Origin of the sequence: Pseudomonas bijieensis, assembly GCF_013347965.1 — a bacterium.
GTDB lineage: Bacteria > Pseudomonadota > Gammaproteobacteria > Pseudomonadales > Pseudomonadaceae > Aquipseudomonas > Aquipseudomonas bijieensis.
In genome coordinates this window covers 332,530-354,154 of sequence record NZ_CP048810.1, presented here as the reverse complement: position 1 = coordinate 354,154, position 21,625 = coordinate 332,530, and the positions used below count along the sequence as shown (strand labels likewise).

21 protein-coding genes and 3 pseudogenes are annotated in these 21,625 nt (G+C 60.0%); 11 read left to right on the top strand and 13 right to left on the bottom strand.

Annotated features, from left to right (window positions below; translation table 11 throughout):
- Window positions 1-12: 12 nt before the first annotated feature.
- Window positions 13-411 carry a VOC family protein gene (locus tag GN234_RS01425; RefSeq protein ID WP_176687694.1) on the top strand — a complete coding sequence of 133 codons (399 nt, stop codon included), beginning with the start codon at window positions 13-15 and terminating at the stop codon, window positions 409-411.
- 109 nt (window positions 412-520) lie between these two features.
- A complete protein-coding gene (locus GN234_RS01420; RefSeq protein WP_176687693.1) occupies window positions 521-1,402 on the top strand; it encodes an AraC family transcriptional regulator in 882 nt (293 codons plus the stop codon).
- Between the two features lie 23 nt (window positions 1,403-1,425).
- On the opposite strand, the gene GN234_RS01415 is transcribed toward GN234_RS01420, so the two are convergent.
- Window positions 1,426-1,926 (bottom strand): GNAT family N-acetyltransferase, encoded by a 501-nt coding sequence (locus GN234_RS01415; RefSeq protein WP_176687692.1) that lies wholly within the window; start codon window positions 1,924-1,926, stop codon window positions 1,426-1,428.
- A gap of 227 nt (window positions 1,927-2,153) precedes the next feature.
- Between GN234_RS01415 and cynS the strand changes: the two genes are divergently transcribed.
- Window positions 2,154-2,621 carry a cyanase gene (gene cynS / locus GN234_RS01410; RefSeq protein ID WP_176687691.1) on the top strand — a complete coding sequence of 156 codons (468 nt, stop codon included), beginning with the start codon at window positions 2,154-2,156 and terminating at the stop codon, window positions 2,619-2,621.
- 110 nt (window positions 2,622-2,731) lie between these two features.
- On the top strand, window positions 2,732-3,391 hold the full coding sequence (locus GN234_RS01405) for a carbonic anhydrase (RefSeq protein ID WP_176687690.1): 660 nt from the start codon (window positions 2,732-2,734) through the stop codon (window positions 3,389-3,391).
- Here the strand turns inward: GN234_RS01405 and cynR are convergent.
- The 3 genes from cynR to GN234_RS01390 form a co-directional block, all read right to left on the bottom strand.
- A complete protein-coding gene (gene cynR, locus GN234_RS01400) occupies window positions 3,327-4,247 on the bottom strand; it encodes a transcriptional regulator CynR (RefSeq protein ID WP_176687689.1) in 921 nt (306 codons plus the stop codon). The two genes, GN234_RS01405 and cynR, sit on opposite strands and share 65 nt — an antisense overlap.
- A gap of 59 nt (window positions 4,248-4,306) precedes the next feature.
- A complete protein-coding gene (locus GN234_RS01395; protein WP_109753083.1) occupies window positions 4,307-4,537 on the bottom strand; it encodes a hypothetical protein in 231 nt (76 codons plus the stop codon).
- A 200-nt stretch (window positions 4,538-4,737) separates the two neighbouring features.
- Window positions 4,738-5,085 carry a carboxymuconolactone decarboxylase family protein gene (locus GN234_RS01390; protein ID WP_060741839.1) on the bottom strand — a complete coding sequence of 116 codons (348 nt, stop codon included), beginning with the start codon at window positions 5,083-5,085 and terminating at the stop codon, window positions 4,738-4,740.
- Window positions 5,086-5,195: 110 nt separating this feature from the next.
- On the opposite strand from GN234_RS01390, the gene GN234_RS01385 reads away from it, so the two are divergent.
- Window positions 5,196-6,104: an AraC family transcriptional regulator gene (locus GN234_RS01385; protein WP_176687688.1), complete on the top strand. Its 909-nt coding sequence runs from the start codon at window positions 5,196-5,198 to the stop codon at window positions 6,102-6,104.
- 3 nt (window positions 6,105-6,107) lie between these two features.
- Here GN234_RS01385 and GN234_RS01380 read toward each other — a convergent pair whose 3' ends face one another.
- The 5 genes from GN234_RS01380 to GN234_RS01360 form a co-directional block, all read right to left on the bottom strand.
- Window positions 6,108-7,019, bottom strand: coding sequence for a LysR family transcriptional regulator (locus GN234_RS01380; RefSeq protein ID WP_176687687.1), 912 nt, complete (start codon window positions 7,017-7,019; stop codon window positions 6,108-6,110).
- The gene (locus GN234_RS01375; RefSeq protein ID WP_163858328.1) at window positions 7,019-7,939 is read right to left on the bottom strand and encodes a LysR family transcriptional regulator; all 921 of its coding nucleotides are present in this window, start codon (window positions 7,937-7,939) and stop codon (window positions 7,019-7,021) included. Before GN234_RS01375 ends, GN234_RS01380 begins: the two co-directional genes overlap by 1 nt.
- Window positions 7,940-8,042: 103 nt before the next feature.
- Window positions 8,043-8,672 (bottom strand): glutathione S-transferase family protein, encoded by a 630-nt coding sequence (locus GN234_RS01370; RefSeq protein WP_109753087.1) that lies wholly within the window; start codon window positions 8,670-8,672, stop codon window positions 8,043-8,045.
- A 184-nt stretch (window positions 8,673-8,856) separates the two neighbouring features.
- Window positions 8,857-10,911 (bottom strand): 2Fe-2S iron-sulfur cluster-binding protein, encoded by a 2,055-nt coding sequence (locus GN234_RS01365; RefSeq protein ID WP_176687686.1) that lies wholly within the window; start codon window positions 10,909-10,911, stop codon window positions 8,857-8,859.
- A 213-nt stretch (window positions 10,912-11,124) separates the two neighbouring features.
- Entirely contained in the window at window positions 11,125-12,732 is a 1,608-nt protein-coding gene (locus tag GN234_RS01360) for an ATP-binding response regulator (protein ID WP_176687685.1), read from the bottom strand.
- A 104-nt stretch (window positions 12,733-12,836) separates the two neighbouring features.
- Here GN234_RS01360 and GN234_RS01355 point away from each other — a divergent pair, with 104 nt between their 5' ends.
- Both GN234_RS01355 and GN234_RS01350 read left to right on the top strand, forming a co-directional pair.
- On the top strand, window positions 12,837-13,475 hold the full coding sequence (locus GN234_RS01355; RefSeq protein ID WP_163858326.1) for a response regulator: 639 nt from the start codon (window positions 12,837-12,839) through the stop codon (window positions 13,473-13,475).
- 309 nt (window positions 13,476-13,784) lie between these two features.
- The gene (locus GN234_RS01350) at window positions 13,785-14,282 is read left to right on the top strand and encodes a hypothetical protein (protein WP_116832614.1); all 498 of its coding nucleotides are present in this window, start codon (window positions 13,785-13,787) and stop codon (window positions 14,280-14,282) included.
- Between the two features lie 53 nt (window positions 14,283-14,335).
- On the opposite strand, the gene GN234_RS01345 is transcribed toward GN234_RS01350, so the two are convergent.
- Entirely contained in the window at window positions 14,336-14,725 is a 390-nt protein-coding gene (locus GN234_RS01345; RefSeq protein WP_163858325.1) for a hypothetical protein, read from the bottom strand.
- 131 nt (window positions 14,726-14,856) lie between these two features.
- On the opposite strand from GN234_RS01345, the gene GN234_RS01340 reads away from it, so the two are divergent.
- Window positions 14,857-16,494, top strand: coding sequence for an ATP-binding response regulator (locus tag GN234_RS01340; protein WP_109753092.1), 1,638 nt, complete (start codon window positions 14,857-14,859; stop codon window positions 16,492-16,494).
- On the opposite strand, the pseudogene GN234_RS30265 reads toward GN234_RS01340, so the two are convergent.
- The 3 genes and pseudogenes from GN234_RS30265 to GN234_RS01330 all read right to left on the bottom strand — a co-directional run.
- A pseudogene (locus GN234_RS30265) lies at window positions 16,475-16,948 on the bottom strand (methyl-accepting chemotaxis protein); the annotation flags it as partial. The gene GN234_RS01340 and the pseudogene GN234_RS30265 sit on opposite strands and share 20 nt — an antisense overlap.
- Window positions 16,949-17,110: 162 nt before the next feature.
- A pseudogene (locus GN234_RS30260) lies at window positions 17,111-17,740 on the bottom strand (PAS domain-containing protein); the annotation flags it as partial.
- 176 nt (window positions 17,741-17,916) lie between these two features.
- A complete protein-coding gene (locus GN234_RS01330; protein WP_163858324.1) occupies window positions 17,917-18,822 on the bottom strand; it encodes a transcriptional regulator GcvA in 906 nt (301 codons plus the stop codon).
- Between the two features lie 113 nt (window positions 18,823-18,935).
- Here GN234_RS01330 and gstA point away from each other — a divergent pair.
- The 3 genes and pseudogenes from gstA (at window position 18,936) to GN234_RS01315 (ending at window position 21,609) form a co-directional block, all read left to right on the top strand.
- Window positions 18,936-19,536: pseudogene (gene gstA, locus GN234_RS01325) on the top strand (glutathione transferase GstA).
- A gap of 384 nt (window positions 19,537-19,920) precedes the next feature.
- Window positions 19,921-20,574: an AraC family transcriptional regulator gene (locus GN234_RS01320; protein ID WP_233459516.1), complete on the top strand. Its 654-nt coding sequence runs from the start codon at window positions 19,921-19,923 to the stop codon at window positions 20,572-20,574.
- Between the two features lie 75 nt (window positions 20,575-20,649).
- Window positions 20,650-21,609 (top strand): quinone oxidoreductase family protein, encoded by a 960-nt coding sequence (locus GN234_RS01315; protein ID WP_176687683.1) that lies wholly within the window; start codon window positions 20,650-20,652, stop codon window positions 21,607-21,609.
- Window positions 21,610-21,625 lie beyond the last annotated feature (16 nt).

Below are 21,625 nucleotides of genomic sequence, written 5' to 3'. Positions count from 1 at the left end.
ACGGTCACAATCATGATCTCTCATGTTTTTCTAGGTATCGCCGATTTTGATCGCGCCTTCGCGTTCTATTCAAAGGTCATGGCCGGGCTGGGCCTTACGTTGAAATTTCGCGATGCCAGCAAAGGCTGGGCTGGCTGGGTTACCGAGAGCTCACCTCGCCCGATCTTCGTGATTGGAAAACCGTTCGACGGCAAGGCAAACGAACCCGGCAACGGACAGATGGTGGCCCTGCTTGCGCCCAGTCGGGAAGCCGTCAGGAACAGCTATGCAACAGCTCTGGCACTGGGCGGGACTTGTGAGGGAGAACCTGGATTGAGACCCCACTACCACCCCGACTACTACGGCGCCTACTTTCGAGATCTCGACGGCAACAAGCTTTGTGTCTGCTGCCATGATTCAGCGTCGACTTAGCCTGCTGATCGATTCGTCGGCCAAGACGTAATATCCGCTCAAGATAGCAAGATCAGTCGAGCGCATTATGCTTGCCGGCCTCATGCTGGTGTCCTCGACGGGAGGAACCATGACCGACACACAAAAGCACTACCAGGCCCGGATGCAGAGGGTGCTCGATTATATTGACCTGCATCTTGATGACTGCCTGGACCTGGATACGTTGAGCGGCGTCGCGGCTTTTTCGAAATACCATTTTCATCGGCAGTTCATGGCGACGTTCAGTGTGCCGTTGAATCGTTATGTGCAACTCGCTCGCATGAAGCGCGCCTCCTACAAACTGGCGTTTCGCGAACATGAAACGATTACGCAGATCGCCATGGGCGCCGGTTACGGTGCGCCTGACGCCTTCGCCCGTGCCTTTCGACAACGCGTGGGCCAACAACCGTCGAGTTTCCGCAAGTCTCCCGACTGGCAGCGTTGGAACACCACTTTCACACCATTGCACACTGCGAGGAACCGTTTCATGCCCACGCCCTATCAGCCCAGCGACGTGCAGATCCGCAGGGTACCCACAACGCCCATCGCCATCATGGAACACCGAGGCGATCCCTCGACGATCGGTACGACGATCCAGCGTTTCATTGCCTGGCGGCGCAGTGTCGGTCTGATTCCGCCGGCCAGCCCGACGTTCAACGTATTCCACTCTGACCCGCACACGACACTGCCGGAAGACTATCGCCTGGATTTATGCGCGGGAACGGACCAGCCCATCGTGCCGAACGGGGAAACGATCAAGGACGGCTGCATTCCGGCCGGTCGCTGTGCAGTCCTGCGGGTCGAGGGTGCAGCCGACAATCTCGAACCCGCTGCGTTGTACCTGTACAAGGACTGGCTGCCGGCCAGTGGTGAGGAACCGGGAGATTTTCCGCTCTATTGCCAGCGCATGACATTCTTTCCGGACGTTGCTGAGAACGAAGCCGTTACCGAGCTCTTTCTACCACTCAGATGATCGGTTATCCGCAGCTTCCCCCTCTAGCCAATGTACGAATAAACAGCGAAGTCGAAGCCATTGAAGGGAAAAGAAGCAACCTCCTTCATCCCCATTTTCAAGTGCGCATGGAGCGACGGTTCATTGTCTTTGCGTATGAAAAGAATACCTTCGCGCCCTGGCTCGAGCCGCCGAAGATCCGCGAACATTCGCTGGGCCAAGCCCTTGCCACGCTCTTCCTCGCCTACGCAGATCGGGCCATAGACATAGGCGTTCGGCGCGCCCTGATAAGCGGCGAACATTGCCTGTACGATGGGCAGGTCGGCATTCATCGCGCGCGTGGTGGTCATCAAGAAACCCGTGATACGGCCATCGCGACGCGCAACAATCAAAGGCATTTCCTGCATCATCGCCACCACACGGGCCTCTGGTAGGCTCGCTGAAAGCGAGCCGCCGCGGGCCATTTGATTCGCGGCCTGAAGCGCCAGGATTCCATCCAGATCGGCCTCATTGGCTCTGCCGACAACGGTTTCATGACTCGTCATTTGAGGTATCTCTGCTGGTTGGTTAAATGACTGCTTTTACCGTGCCTGCGAAGAGATTAGTACATGCCAACAATTTCAAGATTTATACCTCAACAACATAGGCATTAACCCATAGGCAACACCAATACATCGCATTGCATATCGGTCTTGGACGCTATAGCTCAAGCGGCAGATGATGGCTTCACCCAAGCGACATCAACCCGCCCCAAACCGATAGGAGCTACGCCATGCAACAGTCCCACGCCTACAACGACACCAGCCTGGCCCTGACCACCGAAGTGCTGGATGCCAAGGCGCGCAAGAACCTGTCCTGGCAGGACCTGGCCGACGACACCGGCCTGAGCCTTGCCTACGTCACCGCAGCCCTGCTCGGCCAGCACCCGTTGCCGGAACACGCGGCCAAGGTGATTGGCAAGAAACTCGACCTGACCGCTGACTCGGTAGCCCGCCTGCAAATCATTCCCCTGCGCGGCAGCCTCGCCGGTGTGCCAACCGATCCAACGATCTATCGCTTCTACGAAATGATCCAGATCTACGGCACCACCCTCAAGGCGTTGGTCCATGAGCAGTTCGGCGACGGCATCATCAGCGCGATCAACTTCAAGCTCGATATCAAGAAAGTCGAGGACCCGGAAGGTGGCTCCCGCGCGGTGATCACACTGGACGGCAAGTTCCTGCCCCTGCGTCCGTTCTGACCGGTCATTGGCCTGTAGGCTGCGGCCAAACCACTCAACGATCTTGCTACTGGCTGCTCCCCGCAGCCAGTCACTTCATTCATCTCCAATTTCATTACAAGGCGAACATCATGAAAGCGCTCATCGAAGGTTTCCTGAAGTTCCAGGAAGAGGTCTTCCCACAACGGACCGATCTGTTCAAACACCTGGCCACCACGCAACACCCAGGCACCTTGTTCATCACCTGCTCCGACAGCCGCGTGGTGCCTGAGCTGCTGACCCAGCAGGAGCCCGGCGAACTGTTCGTGATCCGCAATGCCGGTAATATCGTGCCTTCCTACAGCCCACATCCAGGCGGCGTCTCCGCCACGGTGGAATATGCCGTCGCGGTACTGGGCGTGAAGGACATCGTAATCTGTGGTCATTCCGATTGCGGCGCGATGACGGCCGTCGCCAAATGCGCTTGCATGGATCATCTGCCAGCGGTAAGCGGTTGGCTGCAACACGCCGAGTCGGCCAGGGTCATCAACGGGTCACGACCTCACGTCGATGACGCGGCGAAAGTCAGTTCGATGGTGCGTGAAAACGTCATCGCCCAATTGGCGAACATCCAGACGCACCCGAGCGTGCGGCTGGCCCAGGAGAAAGGCCTGCTGAACCTGCATGGCTGGGTCTACGACATCGAGACCGGATCCATCGATGCCCTGGACGCCGACAATCGCAGCTTCAGGTCCCTGGCTGAAAATCCTCGGGCGTGTGCCGTGCCGGCCCGCACGGCGACTGCAGCATAAGGTCCATGAAGGCAACGGATGCCGCACTGTGGTAGTTGTTCTTGCGCCGCAACAGCGCGGCCCCACGCCGAGGCGCCGCGTCCAACAACGCCAGCTTGTGCAGTGCACGCTCCTGGGTGGCGATGGGCTCCGGAAGAATGGTGGCAACGGTCGAGTGCCTGATCACTTCCAGCAGTGTGTTGACCGAATTGACCTCGATGCTCACTCTGGGCGTGATCCGGGCCCGGGCAAAGTACTCGTCGATGCACGTACGGGTCGCAAAGTCGGGGGTCAACAAAGCAAATTCCAGTTGCCCGACCTCCTCAGCCGTCAGTGCGACCTGGCAGTCGTATAACGGGTGATTGCGCCCCACCATCAGCCCCAGTGTCTCGCTGAACGCCGGGATCGATTCGATATCGGCATGCCTGGCCTGATCGAAGGCGATGGCGATGTCCAAGGTGTCATTGGCCAGCCCCGCCTCGATGTCGACCATCGACAGCTCGAAGATCTGCAGATGGATATTCGGGTATCGCGCGCTGTAGTCACGCACCAGCGGCCCGACCAGGTAAGCCATGAACGTCGGGGTCATGGCCAGCCGCAAAGTGCCGCGGGAGAGGTCCTTGACGTCGTGCAGCGCCCGCTTTCCGGCCGCCAGTTCCACCAGCACCCGACGGGCACATTCAATATAGGCCGCGCCCGCATCCGTCGGCCTGACCGTGCGAGACGTGCGGTCGAACAGACTCACACCGAGGGTTTCTTCCAGTTGCCGAATCTGTTGCGACAGGGTCGGCTGCGAGACGTGCAGCACCTCGGCGGCGCGCGTGAAGCCGCCGTGGTCAGCGACCGCCAGCAGATACCGCAAGTGACGTAGCAACATCGGAACCACCACCTGGAGCTTGAGCATTTCCAGGCATTGTATAGGCGTACACGATGCATCTACATCCGCCATGACGCGCGATGAATCAGCACCCGCATCACAAAGGCGCCAGCCTTCGTCAACACGGTGCCGTTCGAGCGCCGCCGACACAGGCCATTCGAAACGGGGCCGGCGGACTCGCTTGCCAAGGCGCCCATCAATTGGGGCAACAGGAAGCCGCTTTCGTGCTCTGGGTACATCGCGACGGAGGTATCCGGCCAAAGGCTGTCAGTGCAAGTAGCGTCGTTCATGGGAATCTCCTGCTGTGTGCAGAGCGCTGCGACGACCTGGAGTGGTCAATCACTTTCAGGATCAGTTTCACTGGCAAACCATTTTTAGAGAATGCCCAGCAGCCTCATGACTCAATTGCGCCACCTGAAACAATCGCAGCGGACAGCACAAAAAAAGCCCTGGTACCGTTCAGGCTCCAGGGCTGGGGATCGGGTGCAAATCACGCCGGCTTTTTCAGCGTGTCATAGGCTTCAAGCGACCGCAGCGAGTAGATGTAGGCAGCACCCGCGTTCAACGAGATCGCCGTTGCCAGGGCCGCTGCGACTTCCTCACGGCTCGCGCCGGCCTTGATCGCCGCATCCGTGTGGGCGGCGATACAGCCGTCGCAGCGGGTGGTCACGGCGATGGCGATCGAGATCAGCTCGCGGGTCTTGGCATCGAGCACATTGTTTTCGCTGGCGGCCTCCCCTAGCGCCATATAGGCCTTGACCATTTTCGGGTTGCTGCGACCCAGCGCGCCAAAGGCTTTCTGGATGGTGGGCAACAATTCGGACCAGTTATTGAACATGGCATTAACTCCTGAGTGGGTTGGGTGTACTGTTTTGACGCCCTCAGTTTTTCACCCCGGCGCCACTGCGGTTTGCTCAATGCGCTCAGTTTTTTTGGCGAAACGCTCAAATGAATGCGATCGATAAACTCATCAGCCTGGCCAACGTTCGCGGCAGCCTGGACCTGCGCTGTCAATTCCAGGGCGACTGGGCCCTGGATCACGGGCAACAAGCCCTGGGCACGGTGCCCTATCACATCGTCCTGGCCGGCGAATGTCGCGTCGAGTTTGCCGACGGGCAGCGCTTGCCCATGCGCGCCGGTGACATCCTGTTGTTGCCGCGCGGCGCCCCACACGTCATGCACAGCCCCGGGAAAACGGTGACGCCGACCTCGCCCCGGGTCGTGACCGGGGGCACTTTGCCGATTCATCGCATTGGCGGTGCCAGCGCGGAGCTGGATATGCTTTGCGGTGGTTTTCACTTCAACCGGGCTTCGTTGCTGTTCGGCGCCTTGCCCGAGTACCTGGTGATTCCCAGCGGCGCATTACCGGCCAATGGACCATTGCCGGCATTGGTGGAGATCCTTCGCGGGGAAGCGGATGAAAATAAACCCGGCGCGCGCTTCTTGCTCGACGTCCTGTCCCAGGCCCTGTTCACCCTGATCCTGCGTGCGCACCTGGCCAGCCACGGGCAGGACAGCGGCTCACTGGCCCTGCTGGGCGATAAACGTCTGGGCCGAGCCTGGCAAGCGATGCTGGCGGACCCTGCGTACGAGTGGACCATTCAAGGCCTGGCGGAGATCGCGAGCATGTCCCGGGCCAGCTTCATGCGCGCGTTCATCAAGGTGGCCGGCGTCTCGCCGTGGGTGCTGTTGACGCAAGTACGAATGGAGTTGGCCTTCAGCCTGCTCAGCCATTCACATCTGGGCTTGAGTGATATCGCGGTACAGGTTGGCTACCAATCCCAGGCCGCGTTCAGCAAGAAATTCAAGGAAACCTACGGTGAGGCCCCAGGACGCTTACGCCGTGGGATCCACTGACACTCAACAAGCATCAGCGCGCAGGGCTGGGTGCTCGCGCAGGTGCTCGACGATGTAGTCCACGAAACTGCGCACGCGCATCGGCGCCTTGCGTCTTTCCCGGTAGACCACATGAACCGGTATCGAGGGCGGCTCATAGGGCTGCAAGACCCGGCGCAAGCGCCCACTGCTCAGATAGTCGTACAACGGATAGCTCAAACAGCGCATCAACCCGGCACCATGAGCAGCGGCGTCGATAGCCGCCTGTAGCGTGGCGCAGTTGAGTCGTGTGCGTGCCTTGAGGGAGTTGGCCTCGCCCTCTTGCTGGAAGGGCCACTGAACCCAATCCTGGTTGGCCTGCGTGGCGATCAGTCGATGGTGGTGCAGGTCCTGCGGGACAACCGGTTCACCATGCAGCGCCAGGTAGCCAGGACTGGCGCAGACAAGCGAGCGAACGCTACCGACAGGTCGTGCTATCAATGAACAACTGGGTAGATGCCCCACCAGCACCGCCACATCCATCCCTTCCTCATGCATGTTCGGAAAACGATCGTGGTAGTGGGCAAATACCTTGATATCAGGGTACTGGTCCATATAGCCCGCCAGCATCGGGGCCATGATATAGCGGCTGAACAGCAGGGGCAGCAGGACCGTCAGGTTGCCCTGCGCCTGGACATGCCAGCCCTTGGCAGACACCTCGGCCTCGTCGATGGCCTTGAGGATACGTGAACAATCGGCCATGAAGCCGACCCCGGCCTCTGTCAGCACCACCCCGCGCGTGCTTCGCGACAGTAATTGCACGCCCAGTCGCGCCTCCAGCCGAGCGACGGCGCGCATCACGGTCGGTCCGGATACGTTGAGGCGCAGGGCTGCCGAGGCGAGACTGGGGCATTGCGACAGTGCGTGGAACATCAGCATTTCGTGGTGACGCGCCATCAGGCGAGGCCTCTTTCGACAGGCTTGAGCGTCACGTCGCCGCCCAATCGATCGCTGAGAAAGTCCACGAACGTGCGCACCTTGGCCGGCACTCGATTGCTCTTCTGATACACCACGTGAATCGGCAACGCCGGCGGCTCGAACGCCTTGAGCACTACTTCCAGTTCACCATCGGCGACCTGTCGGGCCACCTGATAGGACAATACTCGGGTAACGCCCCAGCCCTGGCAGGCGATATTGATCGCCGCCTGATTCGCAGTCACCACCAGGCGTGGATCGAAGCGCAAGCTCAGCGAGTTGGTCTCGTCCATGAACTGCCAGTGGCTCAGCAGATGACTGGCCGAAGACATCACGATATTGGCCTTGCTCAACTCGCCAGGATGCGTTGGCCGTCCATGTCGCTGAAAGTAAGCCGGGGCGCCACAAATCACCTGGCGCACTTCTCCCACCTTGATGGCGTGCTGGCTGTTTTCCTGCAAATGGCCGATGCGTATCGCCACGTCGATGCCTTCGTCGGCGATATTCACCACGCGGTCGACCAACAAGGCGTTGAGGTGTACCGAAGGAAACTGATCCAGGTAATCCGTCAGCAAGGGTGCAATGTACAACTCGCCAAACAGCACCGGAGCGGTGACCGTCAAATACCCGCAGGGGATCGAGTAGCTACCGGCAGCGGCCTCCTCGGCTTCCTCGAGTTCACTGAGGATCCGCCGGCAATCTTCCAGATAGCGTTGCCCCGCTTCGGTCAGGTGCACATTGCGGGTGGTGCGAGACAACAGCTGGGTGCCGATCCGCTCCTCCATCGCCGCAATGGCGCGCGTCACGCTCGGAGGCGAAATGCGCAGTCGACGGGCAGCAGCGGCGAACCCCTCCTCCTCGGCAACCGCCATGAAAATCTGCATTTCCTGAAAGCGATCCATGGGCGATCCAGCCTTGGTTGAGGGCACGTGAATTGAATGTCGTTGCCGGGTAACGCAAGGGGGTTGCCGGAAGATGCTGCCCGGCAAGCTCCTATGCCTTGAATCAGGCTTGCTGCAAGCCCTTGGCGGTACGCTGCATGCCGACGAAGTTCGGCAAGGCTTCGATGCTGCCCAACCAGGCCCGGACGTTCGGGTATTCGGTCAGCGCGACGTTGCCTTCCGGCGCGTGGGATACATAGGTGTACGCGGCAACGTCGGCGATGGTCGCTTGCTCACCGGCCAGGAACCGGCTTTGCCCCAACTCCCGTTCCATCACTTGCAACAGGGCGTGGGAACGCTTGATCGCGTCTTCGGCGTCATAACCGGCGCCGAACACGGTGATCAGGCGGGCGTTGGCCGGCCCCTGGTTGATCTGCCCCGCCGCCACCGAAAGCCAGCGCTGCACCCGCGCCTGGGCCAGCGGATCGGCGGGCAGCCATTGCCCCTTGCCGTACTTGGCCGCGAGGTAGACCAGGATCGCGTTCGAGTCAGCCAGGACGGTGCCGTTGTCATCGATCACCGGCACCTGGCCAAAACTGTTGATGGCGAGGAACTCCGGGGTCTTGTGCTCGCCTTTCATCAAGTCCACGAATATCAGCTCGGTCGGCAGGCCAAGCAGCGAGAGCATCAGTTCGACACGATGGGCGTGACCCGACAACGGATGGCGATAAAGTTTGATCGCTTTCTCAGACATGACGTACTCCGTGTTGTTTTTTGGCTCGAAGCGGTGATCGCGTCGATGGCGCTATCCTCTGCTCCCGTGCCGCAGAGCGGAATAACCAGCTTTTACAATCCAGCATTTCACTCGGTGAAACAGTCGGCTCGCCAGACTAGTGGCCTGCGCCGAAGTTGAGTGCACGAATTAGCCACACAGGCCACTAGGCCTCAAGCACCAACGGCTCGCTCCCTTGGGCCGGCACCGCGCAACAGATCAGCACTTCACCTTCGCCAACCGGTTCGGCCGGCATGCTCAAGTAATGCACCTGGCCGCGGCTCAAGCGGGTTTTGCAGGTGCCACAGGAACCGCCCCGGCAACTGAATTCCGGGTTCAAACCGCGCGCTTCGGCCAGTTCGAGCAACGTCCCACTGCCGGGTTCCCAACGCGCTTCCTTGCCGGAGCTGGCGAACAAGACCTTCACCGCTTCGCTCGCGGCCGGCACCTGCTGTGGCGCCGGGACAGTGACTTCGATATCCCGTACAAGCGTGGAGGGACCGAAGGTTTCCGCGTGAATGCGATCGTCAGGAATGCGCAGTTTGCGCAGCCCGTCGTACAGCGCCTGGGTAAAGCTGCCCGGCCCGCACAGATAGAAGTCGTAGTCATTGAGCGGCAGCAGTTTCTTGAGCAGTTCCACATCGATCCTGCCGGCCAGGTCGTAGCCAGCGGCGTCGCCGGCCTCAGTGGGTGGCTGGCTGACCATGCGCAAAACCTGCAACTTGTCGCCGGCGCGGGCGGCCAGTTCGTCGATTTCGTCACGAAACGCCAGGTCGGCCACCGTACGGGCGCTTTGCACCAGCCAGACCGGGCGCATGCGGCTGATGCGCAGCCCCTGGTAAACCACCTCGCGCAACATCGACAACAGCGGCGTGATGCCCACCCCCGCTGCCAGCAATACCAACGGACGCCGCTCGGTGGCCTGGACGGTGAAATGGCCTTGGGGCGCCCGCGCTTCGATCTCGTGCAGCGCCTGCACCCGCTCATGCAGGTGGGACGATACCGAGCCATCGCGCTTGACGCTGATGCGCAAGAAATCATCCGACGGCGCGCTGGATACGCTATAGGTCCGGATCGCTGGCATGGTCTGGCCCTCCAGCAAGATCCGCACCGGCAAATGTTGCCCGGCGTCGAACCGGGCCAAACCCAAGCCATCGCTCGCTTGCAGATAGAACGAGCGAATGCTGGGGCTTTCATCGACCACCCGCGCAACCCGCAACGCACGCCAGCGGCTACGCAGTGCCTCAGCCTGCAAGCGCTCGGTGGCCTGCTCCCAGCTGCCGGTCATCATTGAATTGGGCGACTCGCCCTCGTCCTGATCCTTCCAGCGCAGCGCAATGGCCGCCGGGCGATAAACGATGCGTTGCGGCGTAAAGCGCAACAGCCGCTCGGCGCCCTGGAACGCGCTGATCTGTGGGTCATCCAGCAGGACTTGCGCCGAGCCGCTCATTTGCAGCAGATCGCCCGTCTGGAAATCGACGAACACCAGCCCGGCCCGTGGGTTGAGCAGGATGTTGCCCAGTGTGTTGAAAAACAGGTTGCCGGAAAAGTCCGGGATGGTCAGCGACCCGTCCTCATCCATGCGCACGAACCCCGGCTTGCCGCCACGATGAGAAGCATCGACCTGCCGCTCGCCATCGCGCACCACATAGGTGGCGATATAGAACGAATCGGCTGCCGTCACCAGGCGCCGGACTTGCGGGTCTGACACAGACAATTGAACCGGCGCGACGGCCTGTGCGTCGACAAAATGGTATTGGCGCAGGTTGATGTAGCGAGGGCAGTTGCCATACGCCTGGCTCACTGAAATTTCGAGCCCTGGCTCGAGCTGACGACGCACGACACCGTTCATGCGGTTGCGGCGGCGGGTGTGTAACTCGATGCCCAGCATCCCGATGGCATCCCCTTCGCCCATGCCCTCCTGGGCCGGGTCGCTCGGCTCAGGCTCGAGGTTGATGTGAAGGGTCTGCGGATCGGGCGAGTTCATGAAGCCCGGTTGCCCCGCGCGCAGGGTCGCCCACACATCGCCTTGCCGGTCTACGGCCCCCAGCACTACGAAAGGCAGTTGGGTGTAGAACTCGCGATGCTGGTCCGGCATCCAGGTGCGCGCCAGTTGCCGCTGACCGACACTGGCCATCATGTCGACTGCTCCGACGGAGCGCTGCAACGCCAGCTCTCCTTCATGCCAGGGCGAGTTTTTTGCTTGCAAGGCTTCGTCCATCAGCTACTCCTCGCGCTTCGCAGCATGAACGCCTGCGCCAGTGCGCTACGGTTAGGGATTCTCCGCCATCGTCTGCACAGGTGTGCAAGTGGCTGGAGTCATCTTCTGCCCAAAGCGGCTGCGCAGGAATACGCACAAACTGCAATCCACCGTTTCATAAAATGGAATGGTGGAAAACCCGGCTGATGGCTGCTTGGCATGGCTTGGGTGGGGTCATGTCCTGATGCTGGCGAAAGTCTTGGTCAGCTCGAGCAAGGTCGCCCGCAACTCCGGGGGGCGCACGGGCTTGGCCAGGATCGAAATGTTCATGTGGTGCAGCGCATGGCGAATTCTCTCGATTTCATGGCCGGTCATGATCATGGCAGGGACTTCCCAGCCCCGGTGTTCGCGAATCGCGGCAATGCACTCGGAACCCGAGACCTTCGTACCCAGGTCGAAGTCGGCAATGATGATGTCGCAGTCACTGGTCACGCCCACTCCGTCGCTGTGGGTTTCCACTTCGCATCCCCATTTCTCCAACAGCGCGGACGTCGCCATCAGCACGTTGGCGTCATCTTCCACCAGGCACACCCGCAAGCCCTGCAAGCGGCTTTGGGTGGGCACCGGCCTGTCCACCGCAGCCCTCGGCGCGACCCTTTCCAGTCCTTGGATCATGGCGCGGGTGCCCTGGCCGAGCCGGGAGTCCAGCTGGATGTCCAGATTGATCAAGTGGCTGATGCGCTTGACGATGGACAACCCCAGCCCCAGCCCCTCGACATCCTTGTCACGGACATGGCGTACCCGATAAAACTCCTTGAACACCTCGGGCAGGTGTTCGGCGGCAATGCCTCGGCCCTTGTCATAGATGACGATGGCCAGGCCACTGCCTTTCGGACGCACGCCGATCAACACCGGTTGGCCGGGGGCATATTTGAGCGTATTGGAGACCAGGTTCTGCACCATGGTCGCCAACAGGCCGGCATTGACGTTGACCCAATGCCGACAAGGCCGCAGGCGCAACTCGACACCGGCCCAACGGGCGGCTTCGGTGTTCTGCTTGACCACGTCCTGGAGCAACGCGCCCAGGTGCACGGGTTCGGCCTGGGGTTCAAGCTGCCCGTTATCGAGGGTGTAGATGTCCAGGATCGAACGAAACAGCTGCGACACGATATGCAGCGAACGGTCGATGTTATCCACCAGTCGCAGTTCTTCCTGGCCCAGCCGGGCGTCGCGCAGGCAGGCGGTGAACAAGCCGATCGAGTGGATCGGCTGGCGCAAATCATGGCTGGCCTGGGCCAGGAAGCGGGATTTCTCCTGGTTCGCGGCAATCGCCTCTTCCGAAGCGATGCGGGTACGGGTCAGCAGGATATGCGCGTAGGCAGGCACCACGATGGTGGTGACGATCAACGTCAGGAACAGGTAGGGCTGGCCACGCCAGAACGGCGTGAGCAGGAAAATCACCCCCAGGGTCGACAGCGCGATAGCGGTTGCCAGCGCCAGGTAGCGCGAGCCGAAACGCATGCCATTGCCCAACGTGACCCAGAGCACTGCCGCGTACACCGGCAGCGTGCCCTCCCCACCCACGATCAAGGCGAAGGCGAGGCTTGCATAGTCCAGCGTCATGGCAAAAAGCCGACGCAGGAAGAAGTGCCCGGGCCAGCGCTTGACCGCCATGCGCAGCGGGACCGCGACGCCGAAGAAAAACGTCATGTACCAGAGGATCGGTACATAGGTATCGAAGTCACTGGCCAGACACGCCACGACAATGACGTAGAGTGAAGCACAGGCCCCGACCGTCAATCTCAACGTAGCCTGATCAAGCTCGCTATTCTTTTCCGTCATGGTCACAGGATTATTCCAACATGAAAGGTTGTATCAAACTTGAAACCCGAGGGGGTAGTTTAGGTTACGATTCGCGGACTTGAAGATCAGAAGGATCTGAAAACATGACGTGCAGAGTAATTGTTGCAGACGACCATCCTTTGTTTCGCGAAGGAATGCTCAGGACCATTGAACGACTCATGCCAACTGCAACCATAGAACAAGCTGGCAATCTGGACGAAGTATTGGCGCTGGCACGGTCCGGGGTGGAAGTAGACTCCCTGATACTCGACTTGCGCTTCCCCGGGATCAAATCTTTGCAAGTCATAGGCCAACTGCGCAGTGAATTCAAACGCACCTCGATCATCGTGGTTTCAATGGTGGATGACATCGAGGTTATTTCCCAGGTGATGGGCCTGGGTGCCGACGGTTTCATCGGCAAGAATATCGACCCCGCCGGTATTGCCGACGCCATCATGGCAATACGCGAAGGCGAAGTGGTAGTGAAGTATCAAGCCGAAAACTCGATCATGGACGATGCACTTTCCCAACTGACCACGCGCCAACGGCAAGTGCTTGGCTTGATCGCCGCCGGCAAGACCAACAAGGAGATCGCGCGGGACTTGGGCATTTCCCCCTTCACGGTGCGCATCCATGTCTCAAGCCTGCTCAAATCCCTGGGTGTCCCCACACGCGCGGCGGCCGCGGCGCAATTTTCCAATTTCCCCAGTAATGGCGGATGGTCGGAAAAACAAGACAATTAAATATATGCCGCCGCAATATTAATTGAGCGTTATCCTCTTTGCCCGCCTCCAAGGCCATAGCACACTTGTACTATAGCTTCGCCCAGTACTCCCCCCTAAGCTGTGGACGCTCCTTAAAAAGGCTGTTCGAACAGCCAGACATAAAAGCCAACGCGCCATACGCCGTGCAGTATCCCTGTGCCTATTGAAACGTTTTGGCGTGCGAAGCCTATTACTCAAATAAATCGGTAGGCGGCGCAATGCTGGGTCAACTTCACCGTCACCCGGTTGAAATGGAATGGTCCTGACATTAACTCAAGGTAAGTCATCATGTCCTTCGAATATGGAAAAACACTTAGAAATGGATTGGCGCTGTGCGTGCTGGCGGGCGTACTCAACGGTTGTGCAAACACCGGTGACTTGGGTAACTTGATGAGCTCCTTGAATCAGGGCGCCAGGAAATACGACGTCGCTTACCTCAAGCAAACGATCATTCCGGGCAAGACGACAAAAGGCCAGATCACACAGATGTTCGGCGCGCCGACCAATGAAGAACTCAATTCGACCAGTACCAGCAACGAGTCGAACTGGACCTATGAAAAGAGCGATGAGGGTCTGGATAAATACATGAAGCTGGCCAATAAATACGTGTCGACCGAAACGCGCCAGAAGATGTACGACACCTCGGCACAACTGTCCAAGGCACAGACCGTGGCCAACGACGTCAGCAGCGTGACCGGCACGAAAACGGGCCAAAGCCAGACCCAAGGCTCGGTATTGACCATCTATTTCGTCGATGACGTCGTGAAGTACTACAGGGTCTACTGACGTAATGGCTCGTCCGGTGGGGGCAGCATCAAGCCTGCCCCCACCCTCGCCGATCACTCCTTCCAAGTACCTCCACTCAAGGCACAACCCTTGCGTGTACTGTCCAACAGCTCAGCGGTACGTTTGTAGTAATAGAAGTCCACGCCCTGCCCATTCACATTCAAACAGGTGCCTTGGGGATTTTCCGGGCAGGTCTGTGAATAGGTGATTCTGCCCGCTTCGCCACCCAGTGCGACCGGCATGTTGGCATAGGCCTCACAGCTGGAGCGGAACTTGGCCACCGGCTGCTTATCGCTGGCCTGCACGCAGTCCTTCGCCTCGATGTGTTGCCCCATGACAGTCATTTCGCCCTCCATCGTGCACGCCTGGCTCCCCCCATGGGCCACTGAAGCGCACAGCATCGTGGCGCTGATCACACTGACAAAACGAACGACTCCGTTCATGTACTCTCCCGACGTCCTGAGTGGTAATACCCCCTGAAGTATCCCGGCTCGGGCAACAATTCTGAATAGCACGGATGGGCTAGCCGCTACGCTTGCTCAAGGCATCAGGAGCTCATGAGGTTCAAAAACCAGTGGAAAAGAACAGTGAACTCGACCAGGCCACCTTGCGCCTGATCGTCAGCGCCTGTGCGCTGCTGTATATCGCCGTATTGGCCAGTATCCATCCCGGTGGTGCCACAGGCTACGTGCCCATCATCGTCTACATCGTGACGTTTATCGTCGCCTCGGTATTCCTGCGCATGATCATCAAGCGCTGGCCAGGACACTTCTTCTGGCGACGCCTTTTCTCGATGCTGCATGACTACACGGGCATCGCGTTCGCCATGGTGCTGGGAGGTGAAAGCGCACTGCCGATCTACGCAGCGCTGCTCTGGGTCACTTTAGGCAATGGCATGCGCTTCGGCTCGCGCTACCTGGCGCTGGCAACCGTTATCGCGCTGTCGACCCTGGTGCTGATTTTCTGGCTGAACCCATTCTGGCGCACGCAGCCCTACATGTTCCTGATGCTGATTGTCACCACCATCGTGGTGCCTGCCTACGCGCACATTTTGCTCAAGCGCACACGCATTGCCTCCGAAGAGGCCATTTCGGCCAATCAGGAGAAGTCGCGGTTCCTGGCCCAGGCCAGCCATGACCTGCGCCAACCGATCCACTCCATCGGCCTGTTCACCGCCTGCCTGCGTGACGCCCGGCTGGGGCTTGAAGAGTTGCGGCTGGTGGACAACATCGACCGCTCGCTGCACACCGTATCGCAACTGTTTCGCTCGATCCTCGATATCTACACCCTGGATCACGGCCAGCTGATGCCGAAGGCCGACACCGTACACTTGGGCCAATTGCTGCAAGACGTGGTCAAGCAAAACACCGAGGCGGCCCGTTGGGCCGGTGTCGAACTGCGTCTGCGCGCCTGTCCTTACTGGGTCAGCGTCAATCCCGGCTTGCTGACCACGATGGTCCAGAACCTGCTGTCCAACGCCCTCAAGTACGCGCCCGGCCAACCTGTGCTGATCGGCGTGCGTCGCCAGGGCAAACGCCTGGCCGTGGTGATCTACGACAAGGGACGCGGCATTGCCGCCGAACATTTGCCCGAAGTGTTCAAGGAGTTCTACCGCGTGCGTCATGTGCGCGACAAAGATGTCGAGGGCCTTGGCCTGGGCCTGTCCATCGTCAAGCGCATCAGCCAGCTACTGGACGTCGATATACACATCCGCTCCAAGGTCGGACAAGGCACCAGGGTGGCGATCAGCGGCCTGGAACCAGCGGCACCACGCATCACGTCGCCCAAGGTCGTGCCCGTCCAGAATCGCCTGGACGGTTTGCGAGTGTGCCTGGTAGAAGACGACGCCAACGTGCTGATGGCGACCTCGGCGCTGCTGGAAAAATGGGGCTGCGAGGTCGAGGCCCACAGCGACGGCGAGGGATTGGCCAGTGATTGCGACATCGTCATCGCCGATTTCGACCTGGGCACAAGAATTTCAGGCTCCGAATGCATCGCCGCGATACGCGAACAGCGCGGCTGGCAAGTCCCGGCGCTGGTCATCACCGGGCATGAGATCGAGCGGATCCGTCAATCACTGCAAAGCCTGAATATCTCGGTGCTGGCCAAGCCCGTGCGACCGCCAGAGTTGCGCGCGGTACTGCTTGAATTGGTCAAGCGCATGGATCGCAAGGGCGAGGCCTCAGCTCACGTCAACCCACCCAGCCGATAGCCGTCTTGGGAATCACCTCGGACTCGTCGAGCTTGGACGCGAACATGCTCACCGCATCGAGGGCATCGGTGGTCCCGTTCCGGATCTGCACGATGACCGATCCGGCCTGGTCCGCCAGGGTGACACCGCGCAATGCGCCTTCATGGGTTATGTTCATGCTCGCGACCGCATCGCGGGTTTCGGAGAGGATCATGCCGATCATTTCGGCAATCTCCGAGGTGGAGCGACTGGTGCGCCCGGCCAGTTGCCGGACCTCGTCGGCCACCACCGCGAAGCCCTTCCCCTGATCACCGGCGCGCGCAGCCTCGATGGCCGCGTTGAGGGCCAGCAGGTTGGTCTGGTCGGCAATGCCGCGAATGGTGTTGACGATGGCGGTGATCTCTTCCGAACGCGCCCCCAGTTGCCCAACCAGACGCGCGGAGGCACCGATGTTGTCGGCGATCTCGCGCATCTCCTTGGCGGTCTGGTGGATCACCTGGGCGCCCTGTTCGGCCACCCGTTCGGTTTCGGCGGAGATGTGATAGGCACGGGAAGCGCCGCGGGAGTCCTCTTCGAATTTCTCCACCCGTTCGCTGATGTCACTGGCGAACTTCACAATCTTGCACAACTTGCCTTCGGCGTCGTAGACCGGGTTGTAGCTGGCTTCCAGCCAGACGACCTTGCCGTTTTTGCCGAGACGCTTGAATTGACCGCTGAAAAATTCACCGGCGTTGAGACGCCGCCAGAAATCACTGTACTCCGCACTGCCCACCAGGCTGGGCTCGCAGAACATCCGGTGATGCTTGCCCTTGAGCTCGGCCAGCGAGTAATTCATGACATTCATGAAGTTGTCGTTCGCGGTCAGGATGTTGCCACCCAGGTCGAACTCGATCACTGCCATGGCACGATCGAGCGCCGCCAGCCGGCCACGGGTTTCGGCCTCATTGGCCACTCTGGCGGTGACATCGAGTGCGTACTTGACCACCTTCACGACGCGGCCTTGCTCGTCCATGACCGGGTTATAGCTGGCTTCCAACCATACATTCTGGCCTGACGCACTGCGGCGCTGAAACGTACCGGAAACGAATTTGCCGGCGCGCAATTGGTTCCAGAATTCACGGTATTCGGCGCTGCCCGTCAGCGCCGGGGTGCAGAAATCCCTGTGGGACAGGTTCGCCAATTGATCCGCACGGTAGCCCATCGTGCTCAGGAAATTCTCGTTCGCCCGAAGGACCTTGCCATCGGGGCTGAACTCGATAACCGCCATCGACCGCTCCAAGGCGCCAACCAGTCCCTTGTATGTTGCCAATTCGGCCGTCCTAGCCGTCAGTTCATTTTTTAGTTTCTTATTAAACATGACGTACCCTCGGTGAACCCTGAAAGTAACCGGACCTTCTTAATTTATATCGGCTCACTGGCTGGAGACTGAACGGTACGCTGTAATCACTTTTCTGCACCAAAACCCACGGAATCCATCAACCAGGTTCTAAAAGCCTGCACTTTTGGGGAATCGGCCATGTCATGGGGGCTCACGAAATAGAAGCCGAGATCAGACTTCAATCGCAGATCGAAGGGTGCTACCAGCCGTCCTGCCTTCAGGTCATCCTCGACATAAGTTGAACGTCCGATGCATACCCCCAGGCCGTCGACAGCAGCCTGTACAGCCATCATGGCAAGGTCGAAGGTCAACCGGCTGCCTTCGGCCAGTTTTTTCGATTGGCCGGCGGCACTCAACCATGAACTCCAGTCGTCGCCGGTCACGCCGCTAACCTGCAATAACGTGTGCCGGGCCAGATCGCCCGGTTTCTCCAAGGCCGTTGGACCTTGCAGTAGCCTGGGGCTGCACACCGGAAAGATTTCATCGGCCATCAGCCAGTCGGCCCGCATCCCCTTCCAGCCCCCATGACCGTAGCGAATGGCCGCATCTACGCCGCCCTGACGAAAATCCACCCATTCGGTGGACGCCGTGACGCGCACATCAATAGTGGGGAATGCCTGCTGGAAAGACGCCAGGCGTGGTAACAGCCATTTGGAGGCAAATGAAACCAGGGTACTGATCGTCAACACGCTGTTATTGCGATTCTCCAGCAACGTCTGCGTGCAATAGCGCAACTCCTGGAACGCCGCACGAACGCCAGGAAAATAGGCATGGCCTTCGTTTGTCAGGGCCAGGCCATCCTTGAGCCGCAGGAACAGGCGCACGCCCAACTCATCTTCGAGCCGGCGAATTTGGTGGCTTATGGCTGTTTGAGTGACGTTCAGCTCTTGCGCGGCTTTGGTAAAGCTCATGTGCCTGGCGGCTGATTCGAATGCTTTCAGGCCATTGAGAGAAGGGATTCGACTGGCCATGGAGGTTTGTCTTGCTCATGATATTTTGTCATACTCTAGCACTGAAGATGTCCTTTGAAAATGTTCCTTCCCTCACGGATCCTGGCGGCACGTCCCCCGTCCTTGAGGAAACGATGAAACTGTACTTTGCCCCCATGACCTGCTCATTGTCCCCGCACATCGTGCTGCGGGAATTGGGCCTGCCCTTTGAATTGATTCGGGTCGACAACAAGACCAAACGAACCGCCGACGGATTCGACTTCCTGGCCATCAACCCCAAGGGCTACGTGGCCGCCTTGGTCCTGGACAACGGGAATGTCCTGACCGAGGGGCCCGCCATCGTCCAGTACCTGGCCGATCTGGTCCCCGCAAACACGCTGGCGCCAGCCAATGGCACCTGGGAGCGGGTGCGCCTGCAGGAGTGGTTGAACTTCATCAGTTCCGAGATCCACGGCGGATGTGCCCCACTGTTCAACGCCGATATTGCCGAGCCGACCAAAGCCATCTTCAGGAAAAAAACTGTTCAGGCGCCTGGACTACCTCAGCCAGGCGCTTGAACAACAGGATTACCTGATGGGCACCTTCGGCCTGGCCGACGGCTATCTGTTCACCGTCTTGAACTGGCTGCCGTCGTTCAATATCCAGATCGGGGACTGGCCGGTGCTGGCCTCGTTCATGGCGCGAATCGCAGCACGCCCCAGCGTCCAGGCGGCGATAGCGGCGGAGGCGGCATAGTCATCGGCGCAACATTCAATCCTAGTACGACCTGAGCCGCCGCCATCGCGAGCAGGCTCGCTCCCACAGGGGATTGAGGGTGTCTCTCGAATCTCACTGTCACCCCGGAAAACTGTGGGAGCGAGCCTGCTCGCGATGGCGGCGGCACAATCGCCCCAAGCAAGCTCTGACGGGCTGGCCCAGCCAGGCTCCAACCCCTGCGCACTTGTGCTAAAAAGCACCGATATCATTCCGAGCTCCGGTCATGGCCCTTGCTTCACCCCCCCCGATCTGACGGACACGACTCATCTTGTCCAACCACTTTCCCGCACCTACCCGTCCGGGATGTTGATCGCGCCTCATCATCATGAATGGGGCCAGCTTCTCTACGCGCAAAGTGGCCTCATGTGGGTCGATACGCCCGGCGCGGCACTGTTGGTGCCGCCGCAGCGCGCGGTGTGGCTGCCGCCTCGGGTCACACACGGGATCCGAGTCGTTTCGCCCTTGGAAATGCGTAATCTGTATTTGCGTGCAGAACTCGCCATGAGCGTGGGGCTTGAGCTGGAAGTACTCGAGGTCAGCAAACTGCTGCGCGAACTGATCATCCGTCGAGTGGCGCTGGGCAACCGTCCTGATCCGGCGATGCGTGATGCCTTGGACAACCTGCTGGTGCTGGAACTTCGTGAACTGCGCTCGGCGGTGCTCAAAGTGCCCATGCCCGTTGGTGGGGATCGACGCTTGCGCAATTTGTGCGAGACAGTGCTCGATGTCCCCGGACTGGCCATGTCCTTTGAGCAACACGCCGAGTCGGTGGGGGCCAGCACGCGCACGTTGGCCAGGTTGTTCCATGCCGAGCTTGGCCTGACGTTTACCGAGTGGCGCCGACAAGTGCAACTTGCCCACGCCGTCGCCGCACTCCTGGAGGGCGACTCGGTGGGGGCGATAGCGGCACGGTTGGGCTATACGCTGAGCAGTTTCAGCGAGATGTTCCGCCGCTCCCTGGGCATTGCACCGTCAGCGTATAAACACGCGATGGCATCCAGGGGGTTTGTCCGATAGACGAAAGTCTCTGGCGGGCTCGCTCTCGGCTCGGACGCTATCCTCGACCCTCATTTCGTCGAGGAGTATTGCAGCTTGAAAGCCCTACAGTTTTGCGCCACCGGCAGCCTGGACTATCTCTCGCTTGTCGACTTGCCAACCCCCGTTCCCGGTGCCGATGAAGTCCTCATCCGGGTCAAGGCCGCCGGGATCAACCCCAGTGATGTTAAAAATGTGGAGGGTCGTTTTCCCTATACCACCTTGCCCCGTGTGCCCGGTCGTGATTTCGCCGGGGTGGTCGAGCAAGGCCCCGCACATCTGCTGGGCAAAGCGGTCTGGGGTACCGGCAAGGGCCCGGGGTTCCTGCGTGACGGCTCCCATGCGCAATTCCTCACGGTTCCGGCCAGTGGCGTGGCCCTGAAACCCGAGCGCTTGTCTTTCGTCCAGGCGGCGGCCATCGGCGTACCTTTCACCACCGCCTACGATGCCGTTGAACGATCCAACGTGCAGCGTGACACGACGTTTCTGGTGATTGGCGCCAATGGCGCGGTAGGCAGCGCAGCGCTGGCCCTGGCAAAGGCCCGTGGTGCACGTGTGCTTGCGGCGGTACGGCGACCGGAACGGGCCGCCGAGTTGCAAGCCAAAGGTTACGAAGTCATCGTGACCAGCGCACCCAGCAGCCTTGCGGAACAGGTCAAAGCCGTGTTTCCCGCAGGCGCGCAGGTCATCTTCGACACCACTGGCTTCTGGCTGCAAGAAGCAGTATCGGCATTGGCCAACTTCGGTCGCATCGCGATCATTGCCGCCCCGCCAGATGGGATGGTGCACTTCCCTGCCCTGGCGCTCTATCGCAAAGGCGGCGTCTTGATCGGCGTGAACTCGCTGCTCTACGACAACACCGATTGCGCCCGGATGCTTGAAGAATTTGGCCGCCACTTCGAGGCAGGCGTCATCGACGCTCCCACGGATATCCTTGAAATTCCCCTGGCAGACGGCAAGGCCCAGTACGCGCTGATCGCCCATGGCAGCAGTGCAAAAGCCGTACTGGTACCCTGATCCCGTGGCCTGCGGC